21 protein-coding genes are annotated in these 20807 nt (G+C 60.5%); 11 read left to right on the top strand and 10 right to left on the bottom strand.

Annotated elements, in window-relative coordinates:
• Nucleotides 1-121: 121 nt before the first annotated feature.
• The gene (locus AACY52_RS00140) at nt 122-445 is read right to left on the bottom strand and encodes a DUF2025 family protein (RefSeq protein WP_339417066.1); all 324 of its coding nucleotides are present in this window, start codon (nt 443-445) and stop codon (nt 122-124) included.
• Nucleotides 446-677: 232 nt separating this feature from the next.
• Here AACY52_RS00140 and AACY52_RS00145 point away from each other — a divergent pair, with 232 nt between their 5' ends.
• Together AACY52_RS00145 and AACY52_RS00150 are read left to right on the top strand one after the other, a co-directional pair.
• Nucleotides 678-1805, top strand: coding sequence for a glycerophosphodiester phosphodiesterase family protein (locus AACY52_RS00145; RefSeq protein ID WP_339417067.1), 1128 nt, complete (start codon nt 678-680; stop codon nt 1803-1805).
• Nucleotides 1806-2468: a helix-turn-helix domain-containing protein gene (locus AACY52_RS00150; protein WP_339417068.1), complete on the top strand. Its 663-nt coding sequence runs from the start codon at nt 1806-1808 to the stop codon at nt 2466-2468. It abuts the gene before it with no gap.
• On the opposite strand, the gene AACY52_RS00155 is transcribed toward AACY52_RS00150, so the two are convergent.
• Nucleotides 2460-3323: a sterol desaturase family protein gene (locus AACY52_RS00155; RefSeq protein ID WP_339417069.1), complete on the bottom strand. Its 864-nt coding sequence runs from the start codon at nt 3321-3323 to the stop codon at nt 2460-2462. The two genes, AACY52_RS00150 and AACY52_RS00155, sit on opposite strands and share 9 nt — an antisense overlap.
• 155 nt (nt 3324-3478) lie before the next feature.
• Between AACY52_RS00155 and AACY52_RS00160 the strand changes: the two genes are divergently transcribed.
• Nucleotides 3479-3784, top strand: a complete 306-nt coding sequence (locus AACY52_RS00160) for a PepSY domain-containing protein (protein ID WP_339417070.1) — start codon at nt 3479-3481, stop codon at nt 3782-3784.
• A gap of 55 nt (nt 3785-3839) precedes the next feature.
• Here the strand turns inward: AACY52_RS00160 and AACY52_RS00165 are convergent, their stop codons facing one another.
• Nucleotides 3840-5468, bottom strand: coding sequence for a methyl-accepting chemotaxis protein (locus AACY52_RS00165; RefSeq protein WP_339417071.1), 1629 nt, complete (start codon nt 5466-5468; stop codon nt 3840-3842).
• A gap of 258 nt (nt 5469-5726) precedes the next feature.
• On the opposite strand from AACY52_RS00165, the gene AACY52_RS00170 reads away from it, so the two are divergent.
• Together AACY52_RS00170 and AACY52_RS00175 are read left to right on the top strand one after the other, a co-directional pair.
• Complete coding sequence (locus tag AACY52_RS00170) at nt 5727-6746, top strand: transporter (protein ID WP_339417072.1); 1020 nt, start codon at nt 5727-5729, stop codon at nt 6744-6746.
• Nucleotides 6747-6972: 226 nt separating this feature from the next.
• Nucleotides 6973-8589, top strand: coding sequence for an inorganic phosphate transporter (locus AACY52_RS00175; protein WP_339428519.1), 1617 nt, complete (start codon nt 6973-6975; stop codon nt 8587-8589).
• 62 nt (nt 8590-8651) lie between these two features.
• On the opposite strand, the gene AACY52_RS00180 is transcribed toward AACY52_RS00175, so the two are convergent.
• From AACY52_RS00180 to AACY52_RS00190, 3 genes are read right to left on the bottom strand one after another with little or no spacing between them, the layout of a single operon-like run.
• A complete protein-coding gene (locus AACY52_RS00180) occupies nt 8652-9626 on the bottom strand; it encodes a biotin-dependent carboxyltransferase family protein (RefSeq protein ID WP_339417074.1) in 975 nt (324 codons plus the stop codon).
• Entirely contained in the window at nt 9623-10501 is an 879-nt protein-coding gene (locus AACY52_RS00185) for an allophanate hydrolase subunit 1 (protein WP_339417075.1), read from the bottom strand. Before AACY52_RS00185 ends, AACY52_RS00180 begins: the two co-directional genes overlap by 4 nt.
• A gap of 57 nt (nt 10502-10558) precedes the next feature.
• Nucleotides 10559-11317: a 5-oxoprolinase subunit PxpA gene (locus tag AACY52_RS00190; protein WP_339560154.1), complete on the bottom strand. Its 759-nt coding sequence runs from the start codon at nt 11315-11317 to the stop codon at nt 10559-10561.
• Nucleotides 11318-11438: 121 nt separating this feature from the next.
• Here AACY52_RS00190 and AACY52_RS00195 point away from each other — a divergent pair, with 121 nt between their 5' ends.
• A complete protein-coding gene (locus tag AACY52_RS00195) occupies nt 11439-12356 on the top strand; it encodes a LysR family transcriptional regulator (RefSeq protein ID WP_339417077.1) in 918 nt (305 codons plus the stop codon).
• A gap of 33 nt (nt 12357-12389) precedes the next feature.
• On the opposite strand, the gene AACY52_RS00200 is transcribed toward AACY52_RS00195, so the two are convergent.
• Nucleotides 12390-12851, bottom strand: coding sequence for a multidrug/biocide efflux PACE transporter (locus AACY52_RS00200; RefSeq protein ID WP_339417078.1), 462 nt, complete (start codon nt 12849-12851; stop codon nt 12390-12392).
• A gap of 89 nt (nt 12852-12940) precedes the next feature.
• Here AACY52_RS00200 and AACY52_RS00205 point away from each other — a divergent pair, with 89 nt between their 5' ends.
• On the top strand, nt 12941-13795 hold the full coding sequence (locus AACY52_RS00205) for a LysR family transcriptional regulator (protein WP_339417079.1): 855 nt from the start codon (nt 12941-12943) through the stop codon (nt 13793-13795).
• A 355-nt stretch (nt 13796-14150) separates the two neighbouring features.
• On the top strand, nt 14151-14645 hold the full coding sequence (locus AACY52_RS00210) for a GNAT family N-acetyltransferase (RefSeq protein ID WP_339428520.1): 495 nt from the start codon (nt 14151-14153) through the stop codon (nt 14643-14645).
• Between the two features lie 65 nt (nt 14646-14710).
• Here AACY52_RS00210 and AACY52_RS00215 read toward each other — a convergent pair whose 3' ends face one another.
• On the bottom strand, nt 14711-15193 hold the full coding sequence (locus AACY52_RS00215) for a GyrI-like domain-containing protein (RefSeq protein WP_339417081.1): 483 nt from the start codon (nt 15191-15193) through the stop codon (nt 14711-14713).
• A gap of 196 nt (nt 15194-15389) precedes the next feature.
• Here AACY52_RS00215 and alaC point away from each other — a divergent pair, with 196 nt between their 5' ends.
• Nucleotides 15390-16601 (top strand): alanine transaminase, encoded by a 1212-nt coding sequence (alaC, locus tag AACY52_RS00220; RefSeq protein WP_339417082.1) that lies wholly within the window; start codon nt 15390-15392, stop codon nt 16599-16601.
• 160 nt (nt 16602-16761) lie between these two features.
• Here the strand turns inward: alaC and AACY52_RS00225 are convergent, their stop codons facing one another.
• Nucleotides 16762-18114 carry a GntP family permease gene (locus AACY52_RS00225; protein WP_339417083.1) on the bottom strand — a complete coding sequence of 451 codons (1353 nt, stop codon included), beginning with the start codon at nt 18112-18114 and terminating at the stop codon, nt 16762-16764.
• Nucleotides 18115-18197: 83 nt separating this feature from the next.
• Nucleotides 18198-18731 (bottom strand): gluconokinase, encoded by a 534-nt coding sequence (locus tag AACY52_RS00230; protein WP_339427464.1) that lies wholly within the window; start codon nt 18729-18731, stop codon nt 18198-18200.
• Nucleotides 18732-18944: 213 nt separating this feature from the next.
• Between AACY52_RS00230 and AACY52_RS00235 the strand changes: the two genes are divergently transcribed.
• A complete protein-coding gene (locus AACY52_RS00235; RefSeq protein ID WP_339417329.1) occupies nt 18945-19976 on the top strand; it encodes a LacI family DNA-binding transcriptional regulator in 1032 nt (343 codons plus the stop codon).
• Between the two features lie 189 nt (nt 19977-20165).
• Nucleotides 20166-20798, top strand: a complete 633-nt coding sequence (locus AACY52_RS00240; protein WP_339427465.1) for a glutathione S-transferase family protein — start codon at nt 20166-20168, stop codon at nt 20796-20798.
• Nucleotides 20799-20807: the final 9 nt, after the last annotated feature.

Raw genomic sequence — 20807 nt, forward strand, 5'->3', positions numbered from 1 at the left:
CAGGCCGCAAACGCAGCCTCGCCAGGGCTCGACAGCTGCTACGCACGATCATATTTAAAGTGTGTAGTTAGCTATGCTGCGATTCGACAAGCGTGCTCCCACAGTTGATCGGCCTCGTTATTCAGCTCACCAGACTGCGCAACGCACTGATCTGCGCAATCTCCGCCCGCCGCATGTACACCCGCAGCGGTTCGGTGATGTTGATGCGGTCGTCGATGTTCTGATCCAGCAACAACTGGAGGCGCTCGCGGGACAGGGTCATGGTCTGCTCCGGGGCCGGCAGCCAGACAAACTCGGCGGTGGGGATGATGCCGTCATCGGCCACGTCCATACCGAAGGCGTCTTCGCTGAAACGTACGATGTACTGGCCGGTCTTGCGGTTGAGGCCAACAAACCCGTGGAGTTGGTCGGCGGCCTGGCAGATAAGCTCGGAGGTGATGCGCATGGTAAACCTCACTGAAAAGTCCTATATGGACTGGAAAGATGGTTTACACGCGTGGCAAAAAGTAGCGTCCTCTAATGGGGCAGCTTCGGGCAAGAGTACTGCAATGCATCCCCTAAAAACCCGAAAATTTTGCCCATGCGCACGTTAATGTCGGTTTGGTGATAGCGCCTCTCGCCATCAATTGTTAAAAAGGAGGCCTTCTCAAAGCCTCCCCCAAGAAAGGACTTCGCATATGCCTGTCACGTTTACCAAGAGCGCCCTGCTGCTGGCCCTGATGCTCGGCCTTGGCCAAGCACAGGCTGCCGACCCGATCAGCCCGGCTGAATTGGCGACTAACGAAGGCATCCCCTACCCTGCCGTGATCGCCCACCGGGGCGCTTCATACGACGCGCCTGAGTCCACCGCCGCCGCCTACAAGGTTGCGCGTGACTTGGGCGCCGACTACCTGGAACTGGACCTGCAGCGCAGCAAGGACGGCGTGCTGTTCGCCCTGCACGACAACAACCTGCAGCGCACCACCGACGTGGCCACCAAGTTTCCCGACCGCAAGGACGCCCCGGCCAACGAATTCACCTGGAAAGAATTGCAAACCCTCGACGCCGGCAGTTGGTTCAACGCCGCCTACCCGGACCGTGCGCGCCCGGGTTTCGTCGGCTTGAAAATCCAGAGCCTGGACGACATCATCAAGATCGCCGAGGGCAACCCGCAGCACAAACCCGGCCTCTACATCGAAACCAAGGAGCCCAAGCAATTCCCGGGCATCGAAGCCGACCTGAAGAACAAGCTGCTGGACAAAGGCTGGCTGAGTTCCGCCGGTTCCAAGCTGGGCAAGAGCAACACCGGCGTCGGCCAGGGCAAGGGCCGCGTGGTGCTGCAAACTTTCGAAGTGGCGAGCCTCAAAGCGCTGCAGAACGAAATGCCCAACACCCCGAAAATCCTCCTGCTGTGGGTGGGCGAAGGCAGCATCGAACCGAAAAACAAGCAGACCTTCGCCGAATCCGGCGAACCGACCAAGGCCGCCTACTACGCCAAGCAGGCGCCTAAGGACGCTGCCGAGTTCGAAAAATGGGTCGACGAAGCCAAGAACCTCGGCGCCATCGGCACCGGCCCATCGGCTGAGCTGACAAACCACGGCGACCAGAGCTATTCGGACTTGGTCAAACCCGAGATGAACAAGCTGACCCACGACAAAGGCTTGCTGGTACACGTCTACACCGTGGATGAGCCGGTCGACTTCGAGAAGGTGATGAAAGCGGGCGTCGATGGCATCTTCACCAACCGCGCCGCCGAACTGCTGAAGTTCTACAAACGCTGGCCGTCGTCCAGCGTGCAGGACCTGCTGAACGACTATAAGTACTGAGTGAAGGCCCAATGGCCAGGCCGCCTGTGGTTGGGGCGTGACTACGGCCTGATCCTCGGCGAGCTGGGGCGCACCGCGCCCCATGCGCATTACGCCCACCAGTTGATGCTCTGCGCCCGGCCAATCACGGTCAGCCTTGATGGCCAGGTCACCACAGCGCATCGCCTGTTTATCCCTTCGCGACAGACACACGCCATTCTCGACACTGAGGGTGAGGTGAAGGTGCTGTATGCCGAACCCGCCGTGTTTGATACCGCCCACTTGCAACACCTGTTGATCCACGAACAGCTGTCCCTGGAGGGGTTACGCCAACTCCCCCGGCGCACGCTGGATGATCCACGCGTGGAGCGTGCCCTTGCTGCACTGGATCAGCAATTGAGCGGCAAGGTTTCTGCCCACGCCCTGGCCGAAGCGGCGCACCTGTCATTGAGCCAACTGGAGCGGCTGTTCTCGGATCAACTCGGCTTGCCCGTGCGCCGCCTGGTGCTGTGGCGACGCTTGCGCATCGCCCTGCAATTGGCACTCGCCGGCGGCACGCTGACCGACGCTGCGCACGGTGCGGGTTTTGCTGATTCCGCGCACTTCTCACGGACCATGAAGCAGTTGTTTGGCGTCACGGCGGCAGCCTCATTGCGCCGGCTGGAGGTGCAGCTATTAGCGTGAATCGTATGGCAGTGCCGGTTCCTTGCTCAAGGCAACCGGCCTGAACGGGTCACGCAACTGTTCCCCATACGCCACCGGGAAATCCGGTCGACTGCCAATCCCCAGGTCTCCCGGCCCCATGCGATGCCCGTCGCGATAGAACGCCGTGCCCAGCAACCAATCCCACAGATTGAAAAACAGCCCAAAATTCACATCCCCGGCGCGACCGTACTTCATATGGTGAAACCGATGCACAGGCGCCCAGGCGAACACCCACCGCAACGGCCCCAGGCGCATGTCCACATTGGAATGCTGCAATAGCAATTGAACGGCGATGGCCAATGCCAGCAACTGCGCCACCGGAGAGGGAATGCCCAGCAGGATCAATGGCAGCAGCCCCGCCGTGGCTTCCAGCATCTGGTGCAACGGATGCTTCATCAACCCATTGAAACCGTAAAGCCGCTGCACGCTGTGATGCACCGCATGCAAACGCCACAGCGGCCTAATGCGGTGGCTGGCGTAATGCATCAAGGTAATACCGGCATCAGCGAGCACAATCGCCATCAGCAGTTGCTCCCACAGCGGCCAGCCACGCGGCCAGATACCTTCAAACGCCAACAGCGCCGTGAGCCCCGGCAGGATCAACAATCCAGCGGCATTCAGGCTTTCGTTGACCAAGGCGTGCAAGGTGTCGCGCCGACGATCGCCCAGGCTGCGATTCCACTGCGGTTCATAGGGCAGCCACTGCTCTGCCAGGAATGACACTGCGACGGCAATCACGAACAGCAGAATCAAGCTGTTCGGCTGCCAGAGTCCGCAACTGATAAACCCCAGCAAAAAGGCGGGCGCATAGATCCAACTCACTAAGCGTTTCATGCCGAGTCTCCTTTGAAGTGAGCCCCCAGCATGAAATCCCCCGCGCGCGTCGGATTGAACAAACTGCGCAACCGCTTGAAATAATTAAGGATGAATTAAGTTGCGCTGGATAACCTGATCCCACTTAAACAGCTCACCAGACAAGGACACACACCATGAAAAACCTGACCGTTTTGTTCGCCGCTACCGCCCTGACCCTGACTGCTGGCCTGGCTCAGGCCGACGTTCGCCCAGACCAGATTCCAGGCCTGTTGCAGTCCGGCGCCGTGAAGCCTTTCGAGCAGCTCAACAAAGACGCCCTGGCCAAACACCCCGGCGCCACCATCAATGACACCGAGCTGGACAACGAAGCCGGTCGCCTGGTCTACGAAGTGGACCTGACCGACACCACCGGCAAAAAGTGGGACCTGAAACTCGACGCCAAAACCAGCGAAGTCCTGGAAAACAAACTCGATACTTGAGTCGAATACGCAAAAAAAAACGCCACCCTAGGGGGTGGCGTTTTTTTATGCCCGATCAGGCGCCCAGACGCGCCGTCACCTCATTCAACTCGCTCGACAACCCGCGCAGGTTGTGGCTTGCCGCTTCGGTGCGCTTGACGTTGTCGAGGTTGGCCGTGGCCACAGTGGTGATTTGCGTGATATTGCGCGAGATATCCTCCGCCACCGACGTCTGCTCCTCGGCAGCCGTGGCGATCTGGCGGTTCATGTCGCGGATCGCCTCCACCGCCTGGGTGATGTGAGCCAGCATGGCACCGGCCTGCGTCACCTTCTCCACACTGTCATCACTGCACGACTGGCCGCTCAGGATGGCTTCGGCCGCGTCCACCGCGCCGGTTTGCACGGCCTCGATAATGCCGTTGATCTCGATGATCGACGCCGCCGTGCGTTGCGCCAGGCTGCGCACTTCATCGGCCACTACCGCGAAACCACGGCCGGCGTCGCCTGCGCGCGCGGCTTCGATGGCGGCGTTGAGCGCCAGCAGATTGGTCTGCTCGGCGATCCCGCGTATCACTTCCAGCACCTTGCCGATGCGTACACTATCGGTTTCCAGGCGGCGGATGATGGTGCCGGTGTTGAGGATCTCGTTGCGCATCTGGCCGATGGTGGCGATGGTAACCTTCATCACTTCACCGCCTTCGCGGGCCGAATGATCGGCCTCATCAGCAGCACGGGAGGCACTGGCGGCGTGGCGCGCGACTTCCTGGGCGGTGGCCGACATTTCCGTCATCGCCGTGGCCACCTGGTCGGTGCGGTTGAATTGATCGCTGGTACCGTTCGCCATCTGCCCGGCGATCGCATTCAACTCGCCGCTGGAGCTGACCAGGTCGGTGGCGCTGCGCTGCAGGCGGCTGAACGTTTCGGCAAGAAAATCGCGCAAGGTATTCGCCGCTGCGGCCAGATGGCCCAGCTCATCCTGGCGACGGCTGGCCACGCGCTCGGCGAAGCGACCGTGGCTCAGTTGCGTCACGTAATCGATCAGGCTGCGGATCGGCAGGATCAGGTTACGGTTGATCAGCCAGAGGCTGAACAGGCCGATCAACACACCGGACAGCAACATAACCGCCAGGCCCACCAACACGGTGCGCTCAGCGTAGGCGCTGATGGCTTTGGATTGCTGGCTGCCCTGCGCACGCAGGTCGTTGACCAGTGCACTCATCTGCTCGCTGGTAGCGCGGTCCACACCCTTGACCGCCGTGTCGCCGGCGGTTGCATCGCCGCCCGCCGCTACGTAGGCATCGCGGCCCTTCTGGTAGGCCACGCCGAGTTGCACGTGTTCCTGGCGCAGGGTTTCGATACGCCGGCTCACGGTCGGGTCGCCAGTGGTCTGGGTGACCAGCCGCGTGAGGATGTCTTGCACATCGCGCTGACGGTCCTGGAACTGGCCCCAATATTTCTCCATGTCCTGAGGCTGCTTACCGCGCAGCAGGACGTTTTTCCATTCCTGCACCTGCACTTTGAATTGCAGGTTGGCCTCGTCAATCATCTGTGAAGTCAGTAACGGCCCATCAATCAAACTGCGATAACTCTGCACGCCGTTGGACAGGAAGTTGAAACACGCCAGGGCGATCAGCAAGATCGCCAACAGGCTGCCACCGAGCAGCGACAGGATTTGTGCTCTCAAGGAGGTTCGCAAAACATTCATCGGGGAAAAGCCTCGATACAAGGAATTGGTGCGTGCACGCCTAACGTCCTTGTCGTCAAAGCACCGCCCATCCACGGCGGCTCATATGCCCTGAATCGGCCGAGCTGGAGGCTTCTTGAACGGCTGCTGACAAACGGTCAAATAAATGTCACCACGACGAAATAATTACAAAATCGTCACAAAACTGTCATTTCACCTTGCAATGATCGCCCCCGCGACCTGTGAAACGTCCTACAGGCCATTTCTCTGCGAGCCCCCATGAACCACAGCATTGATCACAGCCACCAGGACCCCGATCTGTTTGGCTTGCTCTACGGTTTCCGTTTTCGGCCCGGTGAAAAGGGCGAGCAGATAGATTCGGCCACGGCGCTTCAGGCCCTGCAGCAACCAGCCGACCCGCAAGTGTTTTTGTGGCTGCACCTGAACCTGGCCCACGCGGCGTGCGAACGCTGGATGCAGGCACACCTGGACCTGCCGGAAGAGTTCTTCGAAGCCTTGCATGAAGGCTCGCGCTCCACGCGTATCGAACATGTCGACTCGGCCTTGCTGGCAGTGGTCAACGACGTGGTGTTCAACTTCAGCAGCATGGTCTCGTCGGATATTTCCACGCTCTGGGTCTGCGCCCGCAGCCGTCTGTTGATCAGCGCGCGCCTGCAACCACTGCACTCGGTGGACAAATTACGTTCGTCGGTAAAGGCCGGTGAGAGCTTTCGCTCACCGCTGGCCTTGCTGGTGCACCTGCTGCGCGACCAGGGTGAAGTACTGACGCAGATCGTGCGCAAGACCAGCATCAGCGTCGACCATATCGAAGACCAGTTGCTGTCCTCGCGCTTGTCCACCAACCGCACCGAACTGGGTGCCGCGCGCCGGGTGCTGGTGCGTCTGCAACGCCTGCTGGCGCTGGAGCCGGGCTCGCTACTGCGTCTGCTCAACCGCCCGCCGCAGTGGCTGCAAAAGGAAGACGTGAAGGAACTGCGTAAATCCACCGAGGAGTTTGCGCTGATCATCAACGACCTGATGGCCTTGGGCGAACGCATCAAGCTGCTGCAGGAAGAGATCGCCGCCAACCTCAACGAGCAAAGCAACCGCACGTTGTTCACCCTTACGGTGGTGACGGTGCTGGCATTGCCGATCAACATCATTGCCGGTTTTTTTGGGATGAACGTGGGGGGTGTGCCACTCTCCCAGGATCCGGAGGGGTTTTGGATTCTGGTGGCGTTGGTGGCGACCTTCACGTTAATCGCTGGACGTTGGGCATTCCGCAAATTCTCGAGCTGAAATGAGATCAACCGTGGGAGCTGGCTTGCCTGCGATAGCTATTTGTCAGTGCCCTTTGCAGGGCCTGATACACCGCTATCGCAGGCAAGCCAGCTCCCACATTGGTTTTGCGGTGCTTTATGGACCGGCGGCAAATCCAATTCCCTAAACAATGACCTACCGCAGCATCTCTGTAATACTTTGCAATGACTATGCACGACATCCTCCCTACACAGGATGCTCCGGCATGGCCATCCCCTCCCTGACTGCCTCAACCCACGCTTCACCCGCAGCCCCAAAACCCCGGTTAGACAAGAAACCCAGCCTGGTCACGGTGATCATGTTCGTCGCCGTGCTCGCCATGGGCCTGTTGTTTACCGCCTACAGCCTGATGCATGACATGCGCGAAATGGGCGCGCAACTCACCACTTGGACACCGTTCCTGCTGTTGGGCGTGGCGCTGTTGATTGCCCTGGGTTTCGAGTTCGTCAACGGCTTCCACGACACCGCCAACGCGGTGGCGACGGTGATCTACACCCACTCGCTGCCGCCGTATTTTGCGGTGGTGTGGTCGGGCTTTTTCAACTTCCTCGGCGTGCTGCTCTCCAGCGGTGCGGTGGCGTTTGGCATCATTGCGCTGCTGCCGGTGGAGCTGATTTTGCAGGTGGGTTCATCTGCCGGTTTTGCGATGATCTTCGCGCTGTTGATCGCCGCGATCCTGTGGAACCTCGGCACTTGGTGGCTGGGTTTGCCGGCGTCGTCTTCCCACACTCTGATTGGCTCGATCATCGGCGTTGGCGTGGCGAATGCTTTGATGCACGGGCGCGACGGTACCAGCGGTGTGGACTGGAGCCAGGCGATCAAGATCGGTTACGCCTTGCTGCTCTCGCCGCTGATCGGCTTTGCGTTTGCCGCGATGTTGCTGCTGGCCTTGCGCGCCTTCGTCAAGAACCGCGCACTGTACAAGGCGCCGAAAGGCGACGCGCCACCGCCGTGGTGGATCCGCGGCATGCTGATCGCCACCTGCACTGGCGTCTCCTTCGCCCACGGTTCCAACGATGGGCAGAAAGGCATGGGCCTGATCATGCTGATTCTGGTCGGCACGCTGCCGATGGCCTACGCGCTGAACCGCGCGATGCCCGCCGAGCAGTCGTTGCAGTTCGCGGCCGTGGCTGAAGTCACCCAGGTCGCCCTGCTAAAAAGCGCGCCGCAAGCACTGACAGGCGACCCGCGTCCGATCCTCTCGACCTACGTGCGCACCAAGGAAGCCACGCCGGAACTGGTGCCCGCCCTCGCCGCGCTCGCCGGACAGATCGGGGACGAAGTCAAAGGCTACGGTTCCCTGGCCAAAGTGCCCGCCGAAGCCGTCGGCAACGTACGTAACGACATGTACCTGACCAGCGAAACCATTCGCCTGATGGACAAGGGCAAGGTCGGCCATTTCGACGCCGACACCCAGGGCAAGCTGCAACTGTTCAAGCAACAGATCGACAGCTCCACACGCTTCATTCCGCTGTGGGTGAAAATCGCCGTGGCCATCGCCCTGGGCCTGGGCACCATGGTGGGCTGGAAGCGCATCGTGGTGACAGTCGGCGAGAAGATCGGCAAGACGCACCTGACGTATGCCCAAGGTGCCTCGGCCGAGATGGTGGCGATGCTGACCATCGGCGCGGCGGACATGTACGGGTTGCCGGTGTCGACCACGCATGTGCTGTCGTCGGGTGTGGCGGGGACCATGGTGGCGAATGGCGGTGGGTTGCAGAGGCGGACTATCCGTAATTTGCTGATGGCGTGGGTGCTCACATTGCCAGCGGCCATTCTTCTTTCAGGTAGCCTTTACTGGCTGTTCACTAAACTCTTCTGACACAACTCAGGACAAAATGTGGGAGCGGGCTTGCTCGCTCCCACATTTGGTTGTGTATTTCTTCAGTGATTGAAGAGTCCAGCCATCGCGTTGAGCCGTTTCTTGTACACCCGCCGCGCCTCCAATGCTTCCTCCAGCGTCACCGCCACAAACCCGGCCCGCTGGTTCGGCTGCATCTGCCCGATCAAGTCCAGATCGGCACTGATCACCGTGCCAATCATTGCGTACCCACCGCCCGACACCGCGTCCCGATGCAACACGATCGGCTCCAACCCGGCCGGCACCTGGATCGAACCAATCGGGTAGCAACTGTCAACGATATTCGAAGGATCGGAGCCCGCGCCAAACGGCTGCTCCCTTGGCTGAAAGCTCAGTGCACTGCCGCCTTTGAAGCGATAGCCGATGCGGTCGGCTTCGGAACCCACCGTCCAGGGCTCGGCAAAAAAACTGCGTTTGGCCGCATCCGTGAGGCGCTCGTAATACAGCCCTGGCACCACACGCAGGGTCACATCACCGCCCACCGAACGGCGTAACGCCATCGGCAAACTGTTGCCCGCACGGCCCGTACCGCTGGCCTCACCGATGGGCAATTCATCGCCTTCCTGCAAGCGCCGACCGTGAAACCCACCGAGTGCGCCGAGGGTGTAGGTCGAACGACTGCCGAGCACCCGCGGCACATCAATACCACCGGCCACCGCGAGATAGGTCCGCGCGCCGGCCTTGGGAAATTCAAAGCGTAAAACCTGCCCGGCGCGCACCTGGAACGCGGTGTCCTGGTGCACCACTTCACCGTCCAGGCGCGGCGACATCAAGGCACCGCTGAGTGCCACCAACGCGTCCTGTTGAAACGCCAGTTCGGGGCCTATCAGCGTGCATTCCAACCCCGCCGCGCCGACCGGATTACCCACCAGGTGATTGGCCGCACTCAACGCATATTGGTCCAACGCGCCCGACGGCGGGATGCCCAAGTGGTAATAACCTTCGCGGCCAAGGTCTTGCACGGAGGTGGCGAGGCCGGGTTTGAGGACCTTAATCATGCCAGCGCCTCCTGCAGGGATTTCGGATAACCAATGGGGTCGGCGAGAAAGGCGTCGAGGGAAAACTCCACCGAGCGGATACGCAGGTCGAAACGTCCTGCGTCCACTTCGGCCACCGCTAGGTCGTAGGCGTCACGGTCCATCGGTTTGAATTGCACGATATCGCCGGGACGGAAGAACACCATGTGTTCCTTGAGGTACGCCAATTGCTGCGCCGGGTCGTAGATCGGCGCCGGGGTCACGCCGAACATCTGGTAACCACCGGCACCGCGTACCGAATAGATGCAACCAAAGCAGCCGCCGTGGCCGAGGGTGAGTTTCGGCGTGTCGGTGCGCGGGCGCAGGTACTTGGGCACCTGCAACTGCCGCTCGCGCTCGACCATCTGGAACATGAACGGCAAGCCCGCGACAAAGCCGACCATCGACACAAACCACGGCGCACCACTGTGGGCGGCGATAAACGCATCCACATCGGCCAGGCCATTGATGCGCGCCGCGTATTCAAGGTCGGTGCCGCTGGGGTCTTGATGGCGGTCGCGAAAGCGCATCAGGGTTTCATGGGTCCAGGGGTCGTTGTAGAGCACTGGAATTTCAATGATGCGCGTGTGCAGGGTGCGTTCGGCCACGGCCTGGGATTCGGCGGTTTGCACCGCATCGAGCAGTGCATGGGGCGCGATGCGGTCGGGGTCGAAGCGAATCTGGAACGATGCATTGGCCAGGCACACGTCCAGCACGCCCTCCAGCGCCAGGCGTTCCACCGCACGCGTCACGGCCATGCCTTTGAAAAAGGCCTCCAGGGACATGCTCTCGCTGACCTCGGCAAACAGGTGTTCATCACCGCCGAAGCTGTAGCGGATGGGAGACGTTTCAGCCATGTCTGTTCCTCTTGGAATCATTGTAGAAAGGCAGGCGAAAAAAATAATGTTTCGATCTTATTGGGGTGTTGTGACGGTGATGCCCGCTCGGTCCAGGGCTTCGCGGGTCGCTTCCACCAGTTCAAGCGCGCCGGGCGTGTCGCTGTGCAGGCAGATGGAATCGAATTCGATAAACAAGTCTTCGCCTTCAACGGTGCGCACCAGACCGGTCTGACACGCACGCAGGACTCGCGCCGCCACCGTCGCAGGATCCAGCGCCCGCACATTGCGCGTAAACACGATGGAGCCCGTCAGATCGTACTCACGGTCGGCATAAAACTCGCGCACCACCGGCTGCCCGAGTTCCTGGGCGACGCGCCAGATCACCGAGTTGGGCATGCAGTACAGCAGCAATGTCGGCTCGATGATTTGCAGGTTTTGCACCAGCAGCCGCGCGGCTTCTTCGTCGCGGGCGAGGTGCATATACAGCGCGCCATGGGGCTTAATGTGTTGCAGGATCATACCTTGGGCACGTGCAATTTCACGCAGCGCGCCGAGCTGATAGAGCATGTCGTCCACCAGTTCCTGCGCCGGGGCGTTGATGTAGCGCCGGCCGAAGCCGACCAAATCACGAAAGCCAGGGTGCGCACCGATAGCGACGCCCAGTTGCTTGGCACGCTCGACGGTACGGCGCATGGTGCCGGGGTCACCGGCATGAAAGCCGGTAGCGATATTGGCCGAGCTGATATAAGCCATCAGCTCCGCGTCGACGCCGTCGCCAATGGTCCAGGGGCCGAAGCCTTCGCCCATGTCTGAGTTGAAATCCACTGCCTGCATCAGGGTCGCTCCGCCAAAAGGTGATGCTGGAAAGTAGGCTGCAGCTTGACCCCTTGGGAAGATCTATTATCAGATGGCCCATCTTCTGAAAATCAGATAGCCCTACGTTTTGGAGAGGCAGATGTCCCTGACCTTGCGCCAAGTCCGCTATTTCGTCGCCACGGCTGAGATTGGCCAGATTTCCCAGGCGGCGATTCACCTGAATATCTCCCAATCGGCAGTGACCACGGCGATCAAGGAATTGGAGGCCATGCTGGGTGTGCAACTGTTCGTACGCTCGGCCCAGGGCATGAACCTGACCGACGCCGGCCGGCACTTTCTCAACCGCGCCTATGTGATTGTGCGCAGTGTCGATGATGCGTTGAACAGCCCGTTGCCCGACTACCGCGCCAGTGGCGTGTTGCGCCTGGCGGCCAGCTACACGGTGCTCGGCTACTTCCTGCCCCACCACTTGCAACGCATGGAACACTGGCACCCGGACGTGACCATCGAGGTCTTTGAGCAGGAGCGCCAAGCCATCGAACAAGGTTTGCTCGACGGCCAGTTCGACATGGCGGTGGTGCTCACCGCCAACCTCACCCACCCGGATATCGTCTCGGAAATCCTGTTCAATTCGGAACGCCGCCTGTGGCTGCCCAGCCATCACCCCCTGTGCGAACGCGGCGCCGTGAGCCTGGCGGATGTGGCCCAGGAGCCCTACATCCTGCTCACCGTCGACGAGGCCGAGCACAGCGCCATGCGCTACTGGGAGCAGGCCGGGCAAGCGCCAGAGGTGCGGCTGCGCACCAGTTCGGTGGAGGCAGTGCGCAGCATGGTTGCCAATGGCAGTGGTGTGGCGATCCTGTCAGACCTGGTGCACAGGCCTTGGTCATTGGAAGGCAAACGCATCGAAACCCTGACCGTCACCGACCCGGTAACGCCCATGAGCGTCGGCCTGGCTTGGCACCGCGAGCGTGCGTTTACCCCGGCGATGCAGGCGGTGCGCGATTACTTCCACGACGCGTTCCTGGCGCCGCAGCAGTTGTCGGCGCGACGCTAGAGCCGGGCTTGCAAGGTGGCGGCAGCAACTGGATCACCGGTCAGCGCATTGAGGCTTCGGGGGGGATGTTTCTTTAAGCCCCAGGCGCTTCTCGCGCAGCACGTCATAGCCCCAGTGATACACATAGGTGTACGGCAGGAAAAACAGCAGTACACCTATGTCGAGGATGAACGCCTGGATCAGACTGATGTTCAGCCACGCCGCGATCAGCGGCACGCACACCAGAATCAGCCCGCCTTCAAACAGCAACGCATGCAACACCCGCGTCCACGGCGTGTTGGCCAGTTGCAGGCGCACCTTGAGGCGGTCGAACAGGCCGTTGAAGATCACGTTCCAGGTCAGCGCGATCAGGCTGATCGCCAGGGTGACCATGCCCATTTCCAGGGCGGGCTTGTCCATGATCCACGCCAGCAATGGGGTGCAGATCAACAATGCCAATCCCTCAAAACCGATGGCTTGGCAAACACGTTCAGTAACCGACTTGGTAGGGCTCATAACCTGGGCTCCGTGAGTGACGAGGGTTGCCATGATCACTCTCTGACTCGATACTTCATAACCAATAACCATCGACCAAGGCGATAGTAATGGCCTCCCATGAAGTGCTGCAGGCGTTTGTGCAGGCCGCCACCCAGGGCTCGTTTTCCGCCGCGGCGCGCAAGCTGGGCAAGAGCCAGTCCACCGTCAGCGCGGCAGTGGCGAGCCTGGAGATTGACCTGAATGTGGTGCTGTTTGACCGCACTAGCCGCAAGCCGACGCTGACGCCGGCCGGCCATGTGTTGCTGCAACGCGCCGAGCAGGTGCTGGAGGCCAGCAGTCGTTTGGAGCTGGCAGCGAGCCAGTTGGCCCAGGGTTTGGAGCCGAAACTGACCATCGCCATGTCCGATACTTACCAGTCCGATCGCTTCGAGGTCGCGCTCAGCGCCTTTGAGCAGCGTTACCCGGACCTTGAACTGGAATGCCTGATCGCTGAGTGCGAGGATTTGGTTGCCTTGGTACAAAGTGGCCGCGCGCACCTCGCTTTTATTGAAAAACAGGATAACTACCCGCCCGACCTCACCGGCGCGCCGGTAGCAGAAAGCACGGAAATCTCACTGTTCGTCGCGGCCAGACACCCACTGGCCAACCTGAAAAACATCCCCGCCGACACGCTGCGCCAGCATCGCGAACTGCGCCTGGCCAGCATCATCAACCCGACTGAAACCCGCCCCAGCGGCCGCGTGTGGTCGGCGCCGAGTTACTTGATGTTGATGGAAATGGCGCAACTGGGCTTCGGCTGGGCACCGCTGCCGCGCTGGTTGGTCGAGCGTTTTGATGGCGGCCAATTGGTCGAGCTCAAAGCACGCAGTTGGCCGCGCTCGGTGGCGGTGGATGCGCTGTGGTCGCGGCAGCACCCGCCGGGGCCGGCGGGGAGTTGGTTGTTGGGCAAGATGCTTGAGTGATCCCGGCCAGACAATGAAGATCAAAGCGGGCTTGCTCGCGAGAGCGGGGGGGGGGGGGTGAGTCAACTTATGTGTGGCTGGAAACATCGCGTTCGCGAGCAAGCCTGCGCTCACATTTTGATCACCTACCGTGCGCTCGATCCCGCATGCCTTCGGTGACCAGCGTCACCAACCGATCCAGGCTCTGACCCCCTCTGTCATGAAACCTCTTGAGTCTTATGAGTGTTGTGTTCAGAGATTCAATGGGCGCACGGGACTCACTATAGTTCGCGTCGCTCAAGGTTTCCGGTCGACCCGACAGACGCCAAACCCGCTAGAATCACGCCTCTTTGTAGGATTTCGGATGCGCCCCCCCATGGAAACCCGCCTCGTCTCCTATGAGACGCTGAGCCTTGTACAGAAACAGCAACTCGACACCCTGCAAGTGCATCCCGAGCAACTGGCGTATTCCGGTGATATCTACTGTGCGCTGAACAGCCTGCTGGTCAATCCCAATCCCGACGCGATCAAAGGCTTCGCCCTGCTCGCCGACGACCAGCCCGTGGCCTTCCTGTTGCTCAAACGCCCACCTTGCCTGCCCCATTGGGCCGATGAACACAGCGCGACGCTGCATGCATTGCAGGTGGACCGGCACCAGCAAGGGCGCGGATTCGGCAAGGCATGTTTGCAGGCGTTGCCGGCGGCGGCATTGCAAGCGTGGCCACAGATCAAGGGCTTGGCGTTGTCGGTGGACGCGGAAAATGTGCCGGCGATGCGACTGTATCTGGCGGCTGGATGGGTGGACAGTGGGGAGGCGTACAAGGGGCGAATTGGGTATGAGCGCCGGTTGAGGTGGGCATTTAATCCTTAGCGGAATGTCACGTAAACAGGACGTTCGCACGTGCATGTCCTGTTTACGTGGCATGGGCAGCAGTTTCAGCCTCTTTCGCCGACCGGCAACCAGATCTCCACCGTGCCGGTGCCTTTGCGCCCATCAAAATCCGCACTGTAGCGCTCGAAATCCGCGCCTATCACCTTATAGCCCGAAGATGGCAGCCATTCGAACATGATGCGCTCGTAGGTTTGCTCAAGCGCCTGCACCGGCCCGTAATGCGGGAACACGGCATAGTTGAGCGGCGGAATTTCGATAGACTCGAAATTGCCCGGCACTTCGGCTTTGCTCGGGACTTCAACACCGGCCATGTAATCGAATTCGCCGTGATGGGAGTTATGGCAAACGCCATACGTCACCCCGCCAACGCGCTGCTTGATGTCCTTGATGCAGGTATCAAACAACTCCCACAGTTTGGGGATATCACCCACGGTGGCCTTTGAATAACGCCCTTGTACACCGGCAATCACCAGAGCCTTGCCCGCTTCCATGCGCGGTTCTAACGGTTGTTTTGTCTGCTGATCCATACGAACAGTCTCCTTCTTATGAGGGAACAAACCCGCATCGAGTATAGGGGCATATCCGTATTGGACTCCATGCAGAAAATTTTCCTACGCATCTGGACAACTGGCCATCACCGACCGTATTGTCTGCTCCGCAGGCCACCGCAGTGGCCGACGTCGCTCGGACGGTTCCGGGCGCTTACGTACCCTCGAGGCAACAATGGCTGACCAAGGTTTGCCGCGCCGCTTTGCGCGCATAGATCGACTCCCCCCTTACGTGTTCAATATCACTGCCGAGCTGAAGATGGCTGCGCGTCGGCGCGGCGAAGACATCATCGACTTGAGCATGGGTAACCCTGACGGCCCGACCCCACCGCATATCGTGGAGAAAATGGTCACCGTCGCCCAGCGTGAAGACACCCACGGCTACTCCACCTCCAAAGGCATTCCGCGCCTACGCCGGGCGATTTCGCGCTGGTACAAAGACCGCTATGAAGTGGACATCAACCCGGAAACCGAGGCCATCGTGACCATTGGTTCCAAGGAAGGCCTGGCGCACTTGATGCTGGCCACCCTGGACCAGGGCGACACTGTTTTGGTGCCGAACCCGAGCTACCCGATCCACATCTACGGTGCCGTGATTGCCGGCGCCCAGGTCCGCTCGGTACCGCTGATTCCTGGCGTGGACTTCTTCGCTGAACTGGAACGGGCGATTCGCGGTTCGATCCCCAAACCGAAGATGATGATCCTGGGCTTCCCGTCCAACCCCACTGCGCAGTGCGTGGAGTTGGATTTCTTCGAGCGTGTGATTGCGCTGGCCAAGCAGTACGACGTGCTGGTGGTGCACGACCTGGCCTACGCCGACATCGTCTACGACGGCTGGAAAGCCCCGTCGATCATGCAGGTGCCGGGCGCCAAGGACATTGCGGTGGAGTTTTTCACCCTGTCCAAGAGCTACAACATGGCCGGCTGGCGCATCGGTTTCATGGTGGGTAACCCGGAACTGGTCAACGCCCTGGCGCGGATCAAGAGTTATCACGACTACGGCACTTTCACTCCGCTGCAAGTGGCGGCGATTGCGGCGCTGGAAGGCGATCAGCAGTGCGTGAAGGACATTGCCGAGCAGTATCGCCAGCGGCGTAACGTGCTGGTCAAGGGCCTGCATGAGCTGGGCTGGATGGTCGAGAATCCAAAGGCGTCGATGTACGTCTGGGCGAAAATCCCCGAAGCGTATGCTGCCATGGGCTCGCTGGAGTTTGCCAAGAAACTGCTGCTGGAAGCCAAGGTGTGTGTGTCGCCGGGGATTGGGTTTGGCGAGTATGGCGATGATCATGTGCGCTTTGCGCTGATCGAGAACCAGGACCGGATTCGCCAGGCAGTGCGGGGGATTCGCGGGATGTTCCGGGCGGATGGCCTGGTCACCAAGCCCTGACCCGACTCACCTGTTGGGATGTGATTAAAACTGTGGGAGCGGGCTTGCTCGCGAAAGCGCAATGTCAGTCAATGGAGTTGGCGACTGATCCACCGCATTCGCGAGCAAGCCCGCTCCCACATTTGCATCGGGTTTTCACCCAAGCTTCAGGGTGTGTACGTCACACCACCAACGACAACAGCATGATAAAGATCAACGCCACGATCGACAGAATCGTCTCCATCGCCGTCCACGTCTTGAACGTCTCAGCCACGGTCATGTTGAAGTACTGCTTCACCAGCCAGAACCCCGCATCGTTGACGTGAGACAGGATCAACGAACCCGCCCCTGTCGCCAACACCAGCAGCTCACGGTTAACCCCTGGAATCATGCCTACCACCGGCACCACAATGCCCGCGCCAGTAATGGTCGCCACGGTGGCCGAGCCCGTCGCGACGCGAATCACCGCCGCCACCAGCCACGCCAGCAGGATCGGGTTGATCTGCGCGTTCACCGCCATATGGCCGATCACGTCGCCCACACCGCTGGTCACCAGCATCTGCTTGAAGCCACCACCGGCACCGATGATCAGAATGATCGCGGCGGTCGGCGCAAGGCTGGCGTCGAGCAACTTGAGGATTTGCTTGGAGTGAATGCCCTGGCGATGGCCGAAGGTATACAGCGACAGCAGCAACGCCAGCAGCAGCGCAGTGATCGGGTGACCGATCATGTCCATCCAGTTGCGCACCACGTTGCCTTCGGCAAACGCAATGTCGGCAAAGGTTTTGAGCAGCATCAGGAACACCGGCAGCAGCACGGTGACCAGGGTGATGCCAAAGCTCGGCAACGACTTGTTATCGGTATCGCGGGCCAGTTGGTCGACCAGTTCCTGGGACGGGTTGCCCGGGATGTACTTGGCGATAAACGTACCGAAGATCGGGCCGGCGATGATGGCAGTCGGCAGTGCGACGATCAGGCCGTACAGGATGGTCTTGCCGATGTCCGCGCCAAACACGCCGATGGCCAGCAGCGGGCCCGGGTGCGGTGGCACCAGGCCGTGTACGGCCGACAGGCCGGCCAGCAGCGGGATGCCGATCTTGATAAGCGACACGCCGGTGCGTCGCGCGACGATGAATACCAGCGGGATCAGCAAGACAAAACCGATCTCGAAGAACAGCGGGATACCCACCAGGAACGCGGCAAACATCATCGCCCACTGGACCTTGTCCTTGCCAAAGGCGCGGATCAGGGTCTGGGCGATCTGATCGGCGCCGCCGGATTCGGCCATCATCTTGCCGAGCATGGTGCCCAGCGCGAGGATGATGCCGACAAAGCCGAGCACCCCGCCGAAACCGTCCTGGAACGCCTTGATGATCTTGTCCACGGGCATGCCCGAGGTCAGGCCGAGGAAGCCGGCCGCGATGATCAGTGCAATGAACGGGTGCACCTTGAACTTGGTGATCAGAACGATCAACCCGATGATAGTGACCACTGCGTCTAGCAGCAGGTAGGACTCGTGGGACATGCCAAACATGGGGGGTCTCTCCTGTTTGTTGTTGTTATTAAAGCGGGTGTTGAATCTTTCGCCGGGGATAGCGCTATCTTTCCGGCAAAAAATTATCGGGTTGGTTCAAAGCCGTGTTGCAGCCACCAGGTGTTGGTCTGCTCGGCCAGTTCCTCGATGCTGTCTTCGCTGGCGTTGAGGGCCAGGGTCAGCGGTTCGCCTATCGGCGATTCGAGGGTAGCGAACTGGCTGTCGATCAGGCTGGCCGGCATGAAATGGCCGGGGCGATGCGACACGCGGTCGGCGGCCACTTCGCGGGTCAGCTCCAAAAAGACAAACCCCAGGCCCGGCGCGGCTTCGCGCAGGTGGTCGCGGTATTTTTTCTTGAGTGAGGAGCAGGTGAGCACCGGGTGCTCGCCTGCCTTGAGCGAACGGCGCAGTTCATCGCACAGGATGTCGAGCCAGCCGGCGCGGTCGTCGTCGTCGAGGGGGTGGCCGGCGCTCATCTTTTCGATATTCGCGGCGGGGTGAAAGCTGTCGCCTTCAATGGCAGTGGCGCCGTTCAGCCGGCACAGGGCCTCGCTGACGCTGGTCTTGCCACAGCCGGCAACACCCATGATAACCAGGGCGGTAACAGGTTGACTCATGAAACACCTCAGGACGCAGATAGCGCTACCTTTGCACGCTGTAAGGCTAGTGCAAAAACAGGCTTTTCCCGCGCCGTCTTGTCTTTTTTTATGGAGTGACGCGTGCATCCGCTTCAATCATTCGAACGGGATCAGGCAACCCAACGTTCAAGCATTTGCAGCCGTTTGGAGACAGCGCTACCTTAGTGCCTCGATTTTTGTTTGGCAAGCCGCCTGATGACCTCTAAGAACGATAAAAAATTGCGCACTACGGGTCGCCCGACCCTTAACGAAGTCGCCCGCCTGGCCGGCGTCAGCCCGATTACCGCGTCGCGCGCCCTGCGTGGCATCAGCACCGTCGCCACCGAGTTGGTGGAAAAAGTGCAGCGGGCCGCCGCCGAACTCAACTACGTGGTCAACCCCGCCGCCCGCGCCCTGGCCTCGGCCCAGAGCCATTCGGTGGTGGTGTTGGTGCCGTCGCTGTCCAACCTGCTGTTCATCGAAACCCTCGAAGCCATCCACCAGGTGCTGCGGCCCAAGGGCTTTGAAGTGTTGATCGGTAACTTCCACTATTCGCGTGATGAAGAAGAAAACCTGCTGCGCAACTACATGGCCTACCAGCCACGTGGATTGCTACTCACCGGGTTCGATCGCACCGAAAGCGCCCGACGGATGGTCGAGGCCAGCAACGTGCCCTGCGTGTACATGATGGACCTGGACCCGAATGCCGGCGTGAACTGCGTGGGTTTCTCGCAGCTGGCGGCGGGTGAAACGGCGGCAGCGCATTTGCTGTCCCGTGGGTACAAACGATTGGCGTATATCGGCGCGCAACTGGACCAACGCACCTTGCTGCGTGGCGAAGGTTTCCGCCGGGCGCTGCAACAGGCCGGCCTGTATGACCCGGCGCTGGAATTGCTGACACCGCGGCCCTCTTCGGTTGGCTTGGGTGGCGAGCTGTTTTTGCAACTGTTGGCCGCCCATCCGGATGTGGATGCGATCTTCTTTGGCAACGACGACCTGGCCCAAGGCGCGCTGCTGGAAGCCATGCGCCATGGCATCAAGGTGCCGGAGCGCGTCGCGGTGCTGGGTTTCAACGACCTGCCCGCCTCGTCCTATATGGTGCCGCGCCTGAGCAGCATCAGCACGCCGCGTGAAGCGATTGGCCGGCGTTCGGCGGAGCATTTGCTGACGATCATGGCGGGTAACAAGATCGCCAAGCCGGTGGTGGATATGGGGTTTGAATTGCAGGTGCGGGAGAGTACCTGACCTGTAATGCAGCACACCCTCCACTGTGGCTTGCCTGCGATGGCGGTAGGTCAGCTGACACTTCATTGCCTGGCACACCGCTATCGCAGGCAAGCCAGCTCCCACATTTTTTACCGTGCCCGCGTTGAAATATCGCCGTAGCTTCCTGCCCCTGCTAGATTGGCTGCTCTCCATCGCAAGGGAAGCACCATGGGACACTCACTGAAAATCCTCGGCCGCACGTCCTCCATCAACGTGCGCAAAGTGCTATGGACCTGCCAGGAACTGGGCATCGACTACCAGCGCGAAGACTGGGGCATCGGCTTCAAGCCCACTCAGTCCGCTGAATTCCTCGCCTTGAACCCCAACGCTCAAATACCCGTACTGATCGACGACCACGGCGTGCTGTGGGAGTCCAATACCATCTGCCGCTACCTCGTGAACCTCTACCAACGGCATGACCTGCTGCCCGCCGAACCTGCGCCGCGGGCCCGGGTCGAGCAATGGATAGACTGGCAAGCCATCGAACTCAACCGCGCCTGGGGCGATGCGTTCACGGCCTTGGTGCGTAATAACCCGGATGGTCTGGACGCCGCGCAGATCGCCGCTGCTGTGCAGGTCTGGAACGACAAGATGGGCATTCTGGAACAACAGCTCGTTCGCACAAACGCTTACGTGGCCGGTGATGAATTCACCCTCGCCGACATCCTGATCGGGCTGTCGGTGCACCGCTGGCAGATGACGCCTATGGCACGCCCGCCCTACCCGGCTATTGCCGCGTACTATCAGCGGCTGAGCCAGCACAAAGGCTTCCAGACTTTCGCACTTGACGGCCATAACTAAAATAAGGAC

It is taken from the genome of Pseudomonas sp. EA_65y_Pfl1_P113 (genome assembly GCF_963970525.1).
Taxonomy (GTDB): Bacteria; Pseudomonadota; Gammaproteobacteria; order Pseudomonadales; family Pseudomonadaceae; genus Aquipseudomonas; species Aquipseudomonas tritici.

Bases quoted from the DNA above. Each gene is read 5' to 3' on its own strand.
- AACY52_RS00155 (WP_339417069.1), bottom strand. From the start codon at position 3,323: ATGAAACGCTTAGTGAGTTGGATCTATGCGCCCGCCTTTTTGCTGGGG.
- AACY52_RS00195 (WP_339417077.1), top strand. From the start codon at position 11,439: ATGTCCCTGACCTTGCGCCAAGTCCGCTATTTCGTCGCCACGGCTGAG.
- AACY52_RS00190 (WP_339560154.1), bottom strand. From the start codon at position 11,317: ATGCAGGCAGTGGATTTCAACTCAGACATGGGCGAAGGCTTCGGCCCC.
- AACY52_RS00175 (WP_339428519.1), top strand. From the start codon at position 6,973: ATGGCCATCCCCTCCCTGACTGCCTCAACCCACGCTTCACCCGCAGCC.
- AACY52_RS00185 (WP_339417075.1), bottom strand. From the start codon at position 10,501: ATGGCTGAAACGTCTCCCATCCGCTACAGCTTCGGCGGTGATGAACAC.
- AACY52_RS00205 (WP_339417079.1), top strand. From the start codon at position 12,941: ATGGCCTCCCATGAAGTGCTGCAGGCGTTTGTGCAGGCCGCCACCCAG.
- alaC (WP_339417082.1), top strand. From the start codon at position 15,390: ATGGCTGACCAAGGTTTGCCGCGCCGCTTTGCGCGCATAGATCGACTC.
- AACY52_RS00225 (WP_339417083.1), bottom strand. From the start codon at position 18,114: ATGTTTGGCATGTCCCACGAGTCCTACCTGCTGCTAGACGCAGTGGTC.
- AACY52_RS00230 (WP_339427464.1), bottom strand. From the start codon at position 18,731: ATGAGTCAACCTGTTACCGCCCTGGTTATCATGGGTGTTGCCGGCTGT.
- AACY52_RS00180 (WP_339417074.1), bottom strand. From the start codon at position 9,626: ATGATTAAGGTCCTCAAACCCGGCCTCGCCACCTCCGTGCAAGACCTT.
- AACY52_RS00145 (WP_339417067.1), top strand. From the start codon at position 678: ATGCCTGTCACGTTTACCAAGAGCGCCCTGCTGCTGGCCCTGATGCTC.
- AACY52_RS00165 (WP_339417071.1), bottom strand. From the start codon at position 5,468: ATGAATGTTTTGCGAACCTCCTTGAGAGCACAAATCCTGTCGCTGCTC.
- AACY52_RS00215 (WP_339417081.1), bottom strand. From the start codon at position 15,193: ATGGATCAGCAGACAAAACAACCGTTAGAACCGCGCATGGAAGCGGGC.
- AACY52_RS00200 (WP_339417078.1), bottom strand. From the start codon at position 12,851: ATGAGCCCTACCAAGTCGGTTACTGAACGTGTTTGCCAAGCCATCGGT.
- AACY52_RS00160 (WP_339417070.1), top strand. From the start codon at position 3,479: ATGAAAAACCTGACCGTTTTGTTCGCCGCTACCGCCCTGACCCTGACT.
- AACY52_RS00170 (WP_339417072.1), top strand. From the start codon at position 5,727: ATGAACCACAGCATTGATCACAGCCACCAGGACCCCGATCTGTTTGGC.
- AACY52_RS00140 (WP_339417066.1), bottom strand. From the start codon at position 445: ATGCGCATCACCTCCGAGCTTATCTGCCAGGCCGCCGACCAACTCCAC.
- AACY52_RS00210 (WP_339428520.1), top strand. From the start codon at position 14,151: ATGGAAACCCGCCTCGTCTCCTATGAGACGCTGAGCCTTGTACAGAAA.
- AACY52_RS00240 (WP_339427465.1), top strand. From the start codon at position 20,166: ATGGGACACTCACTGAAAATCCTCGGCCGCACGTCCTCCATCAACGTG.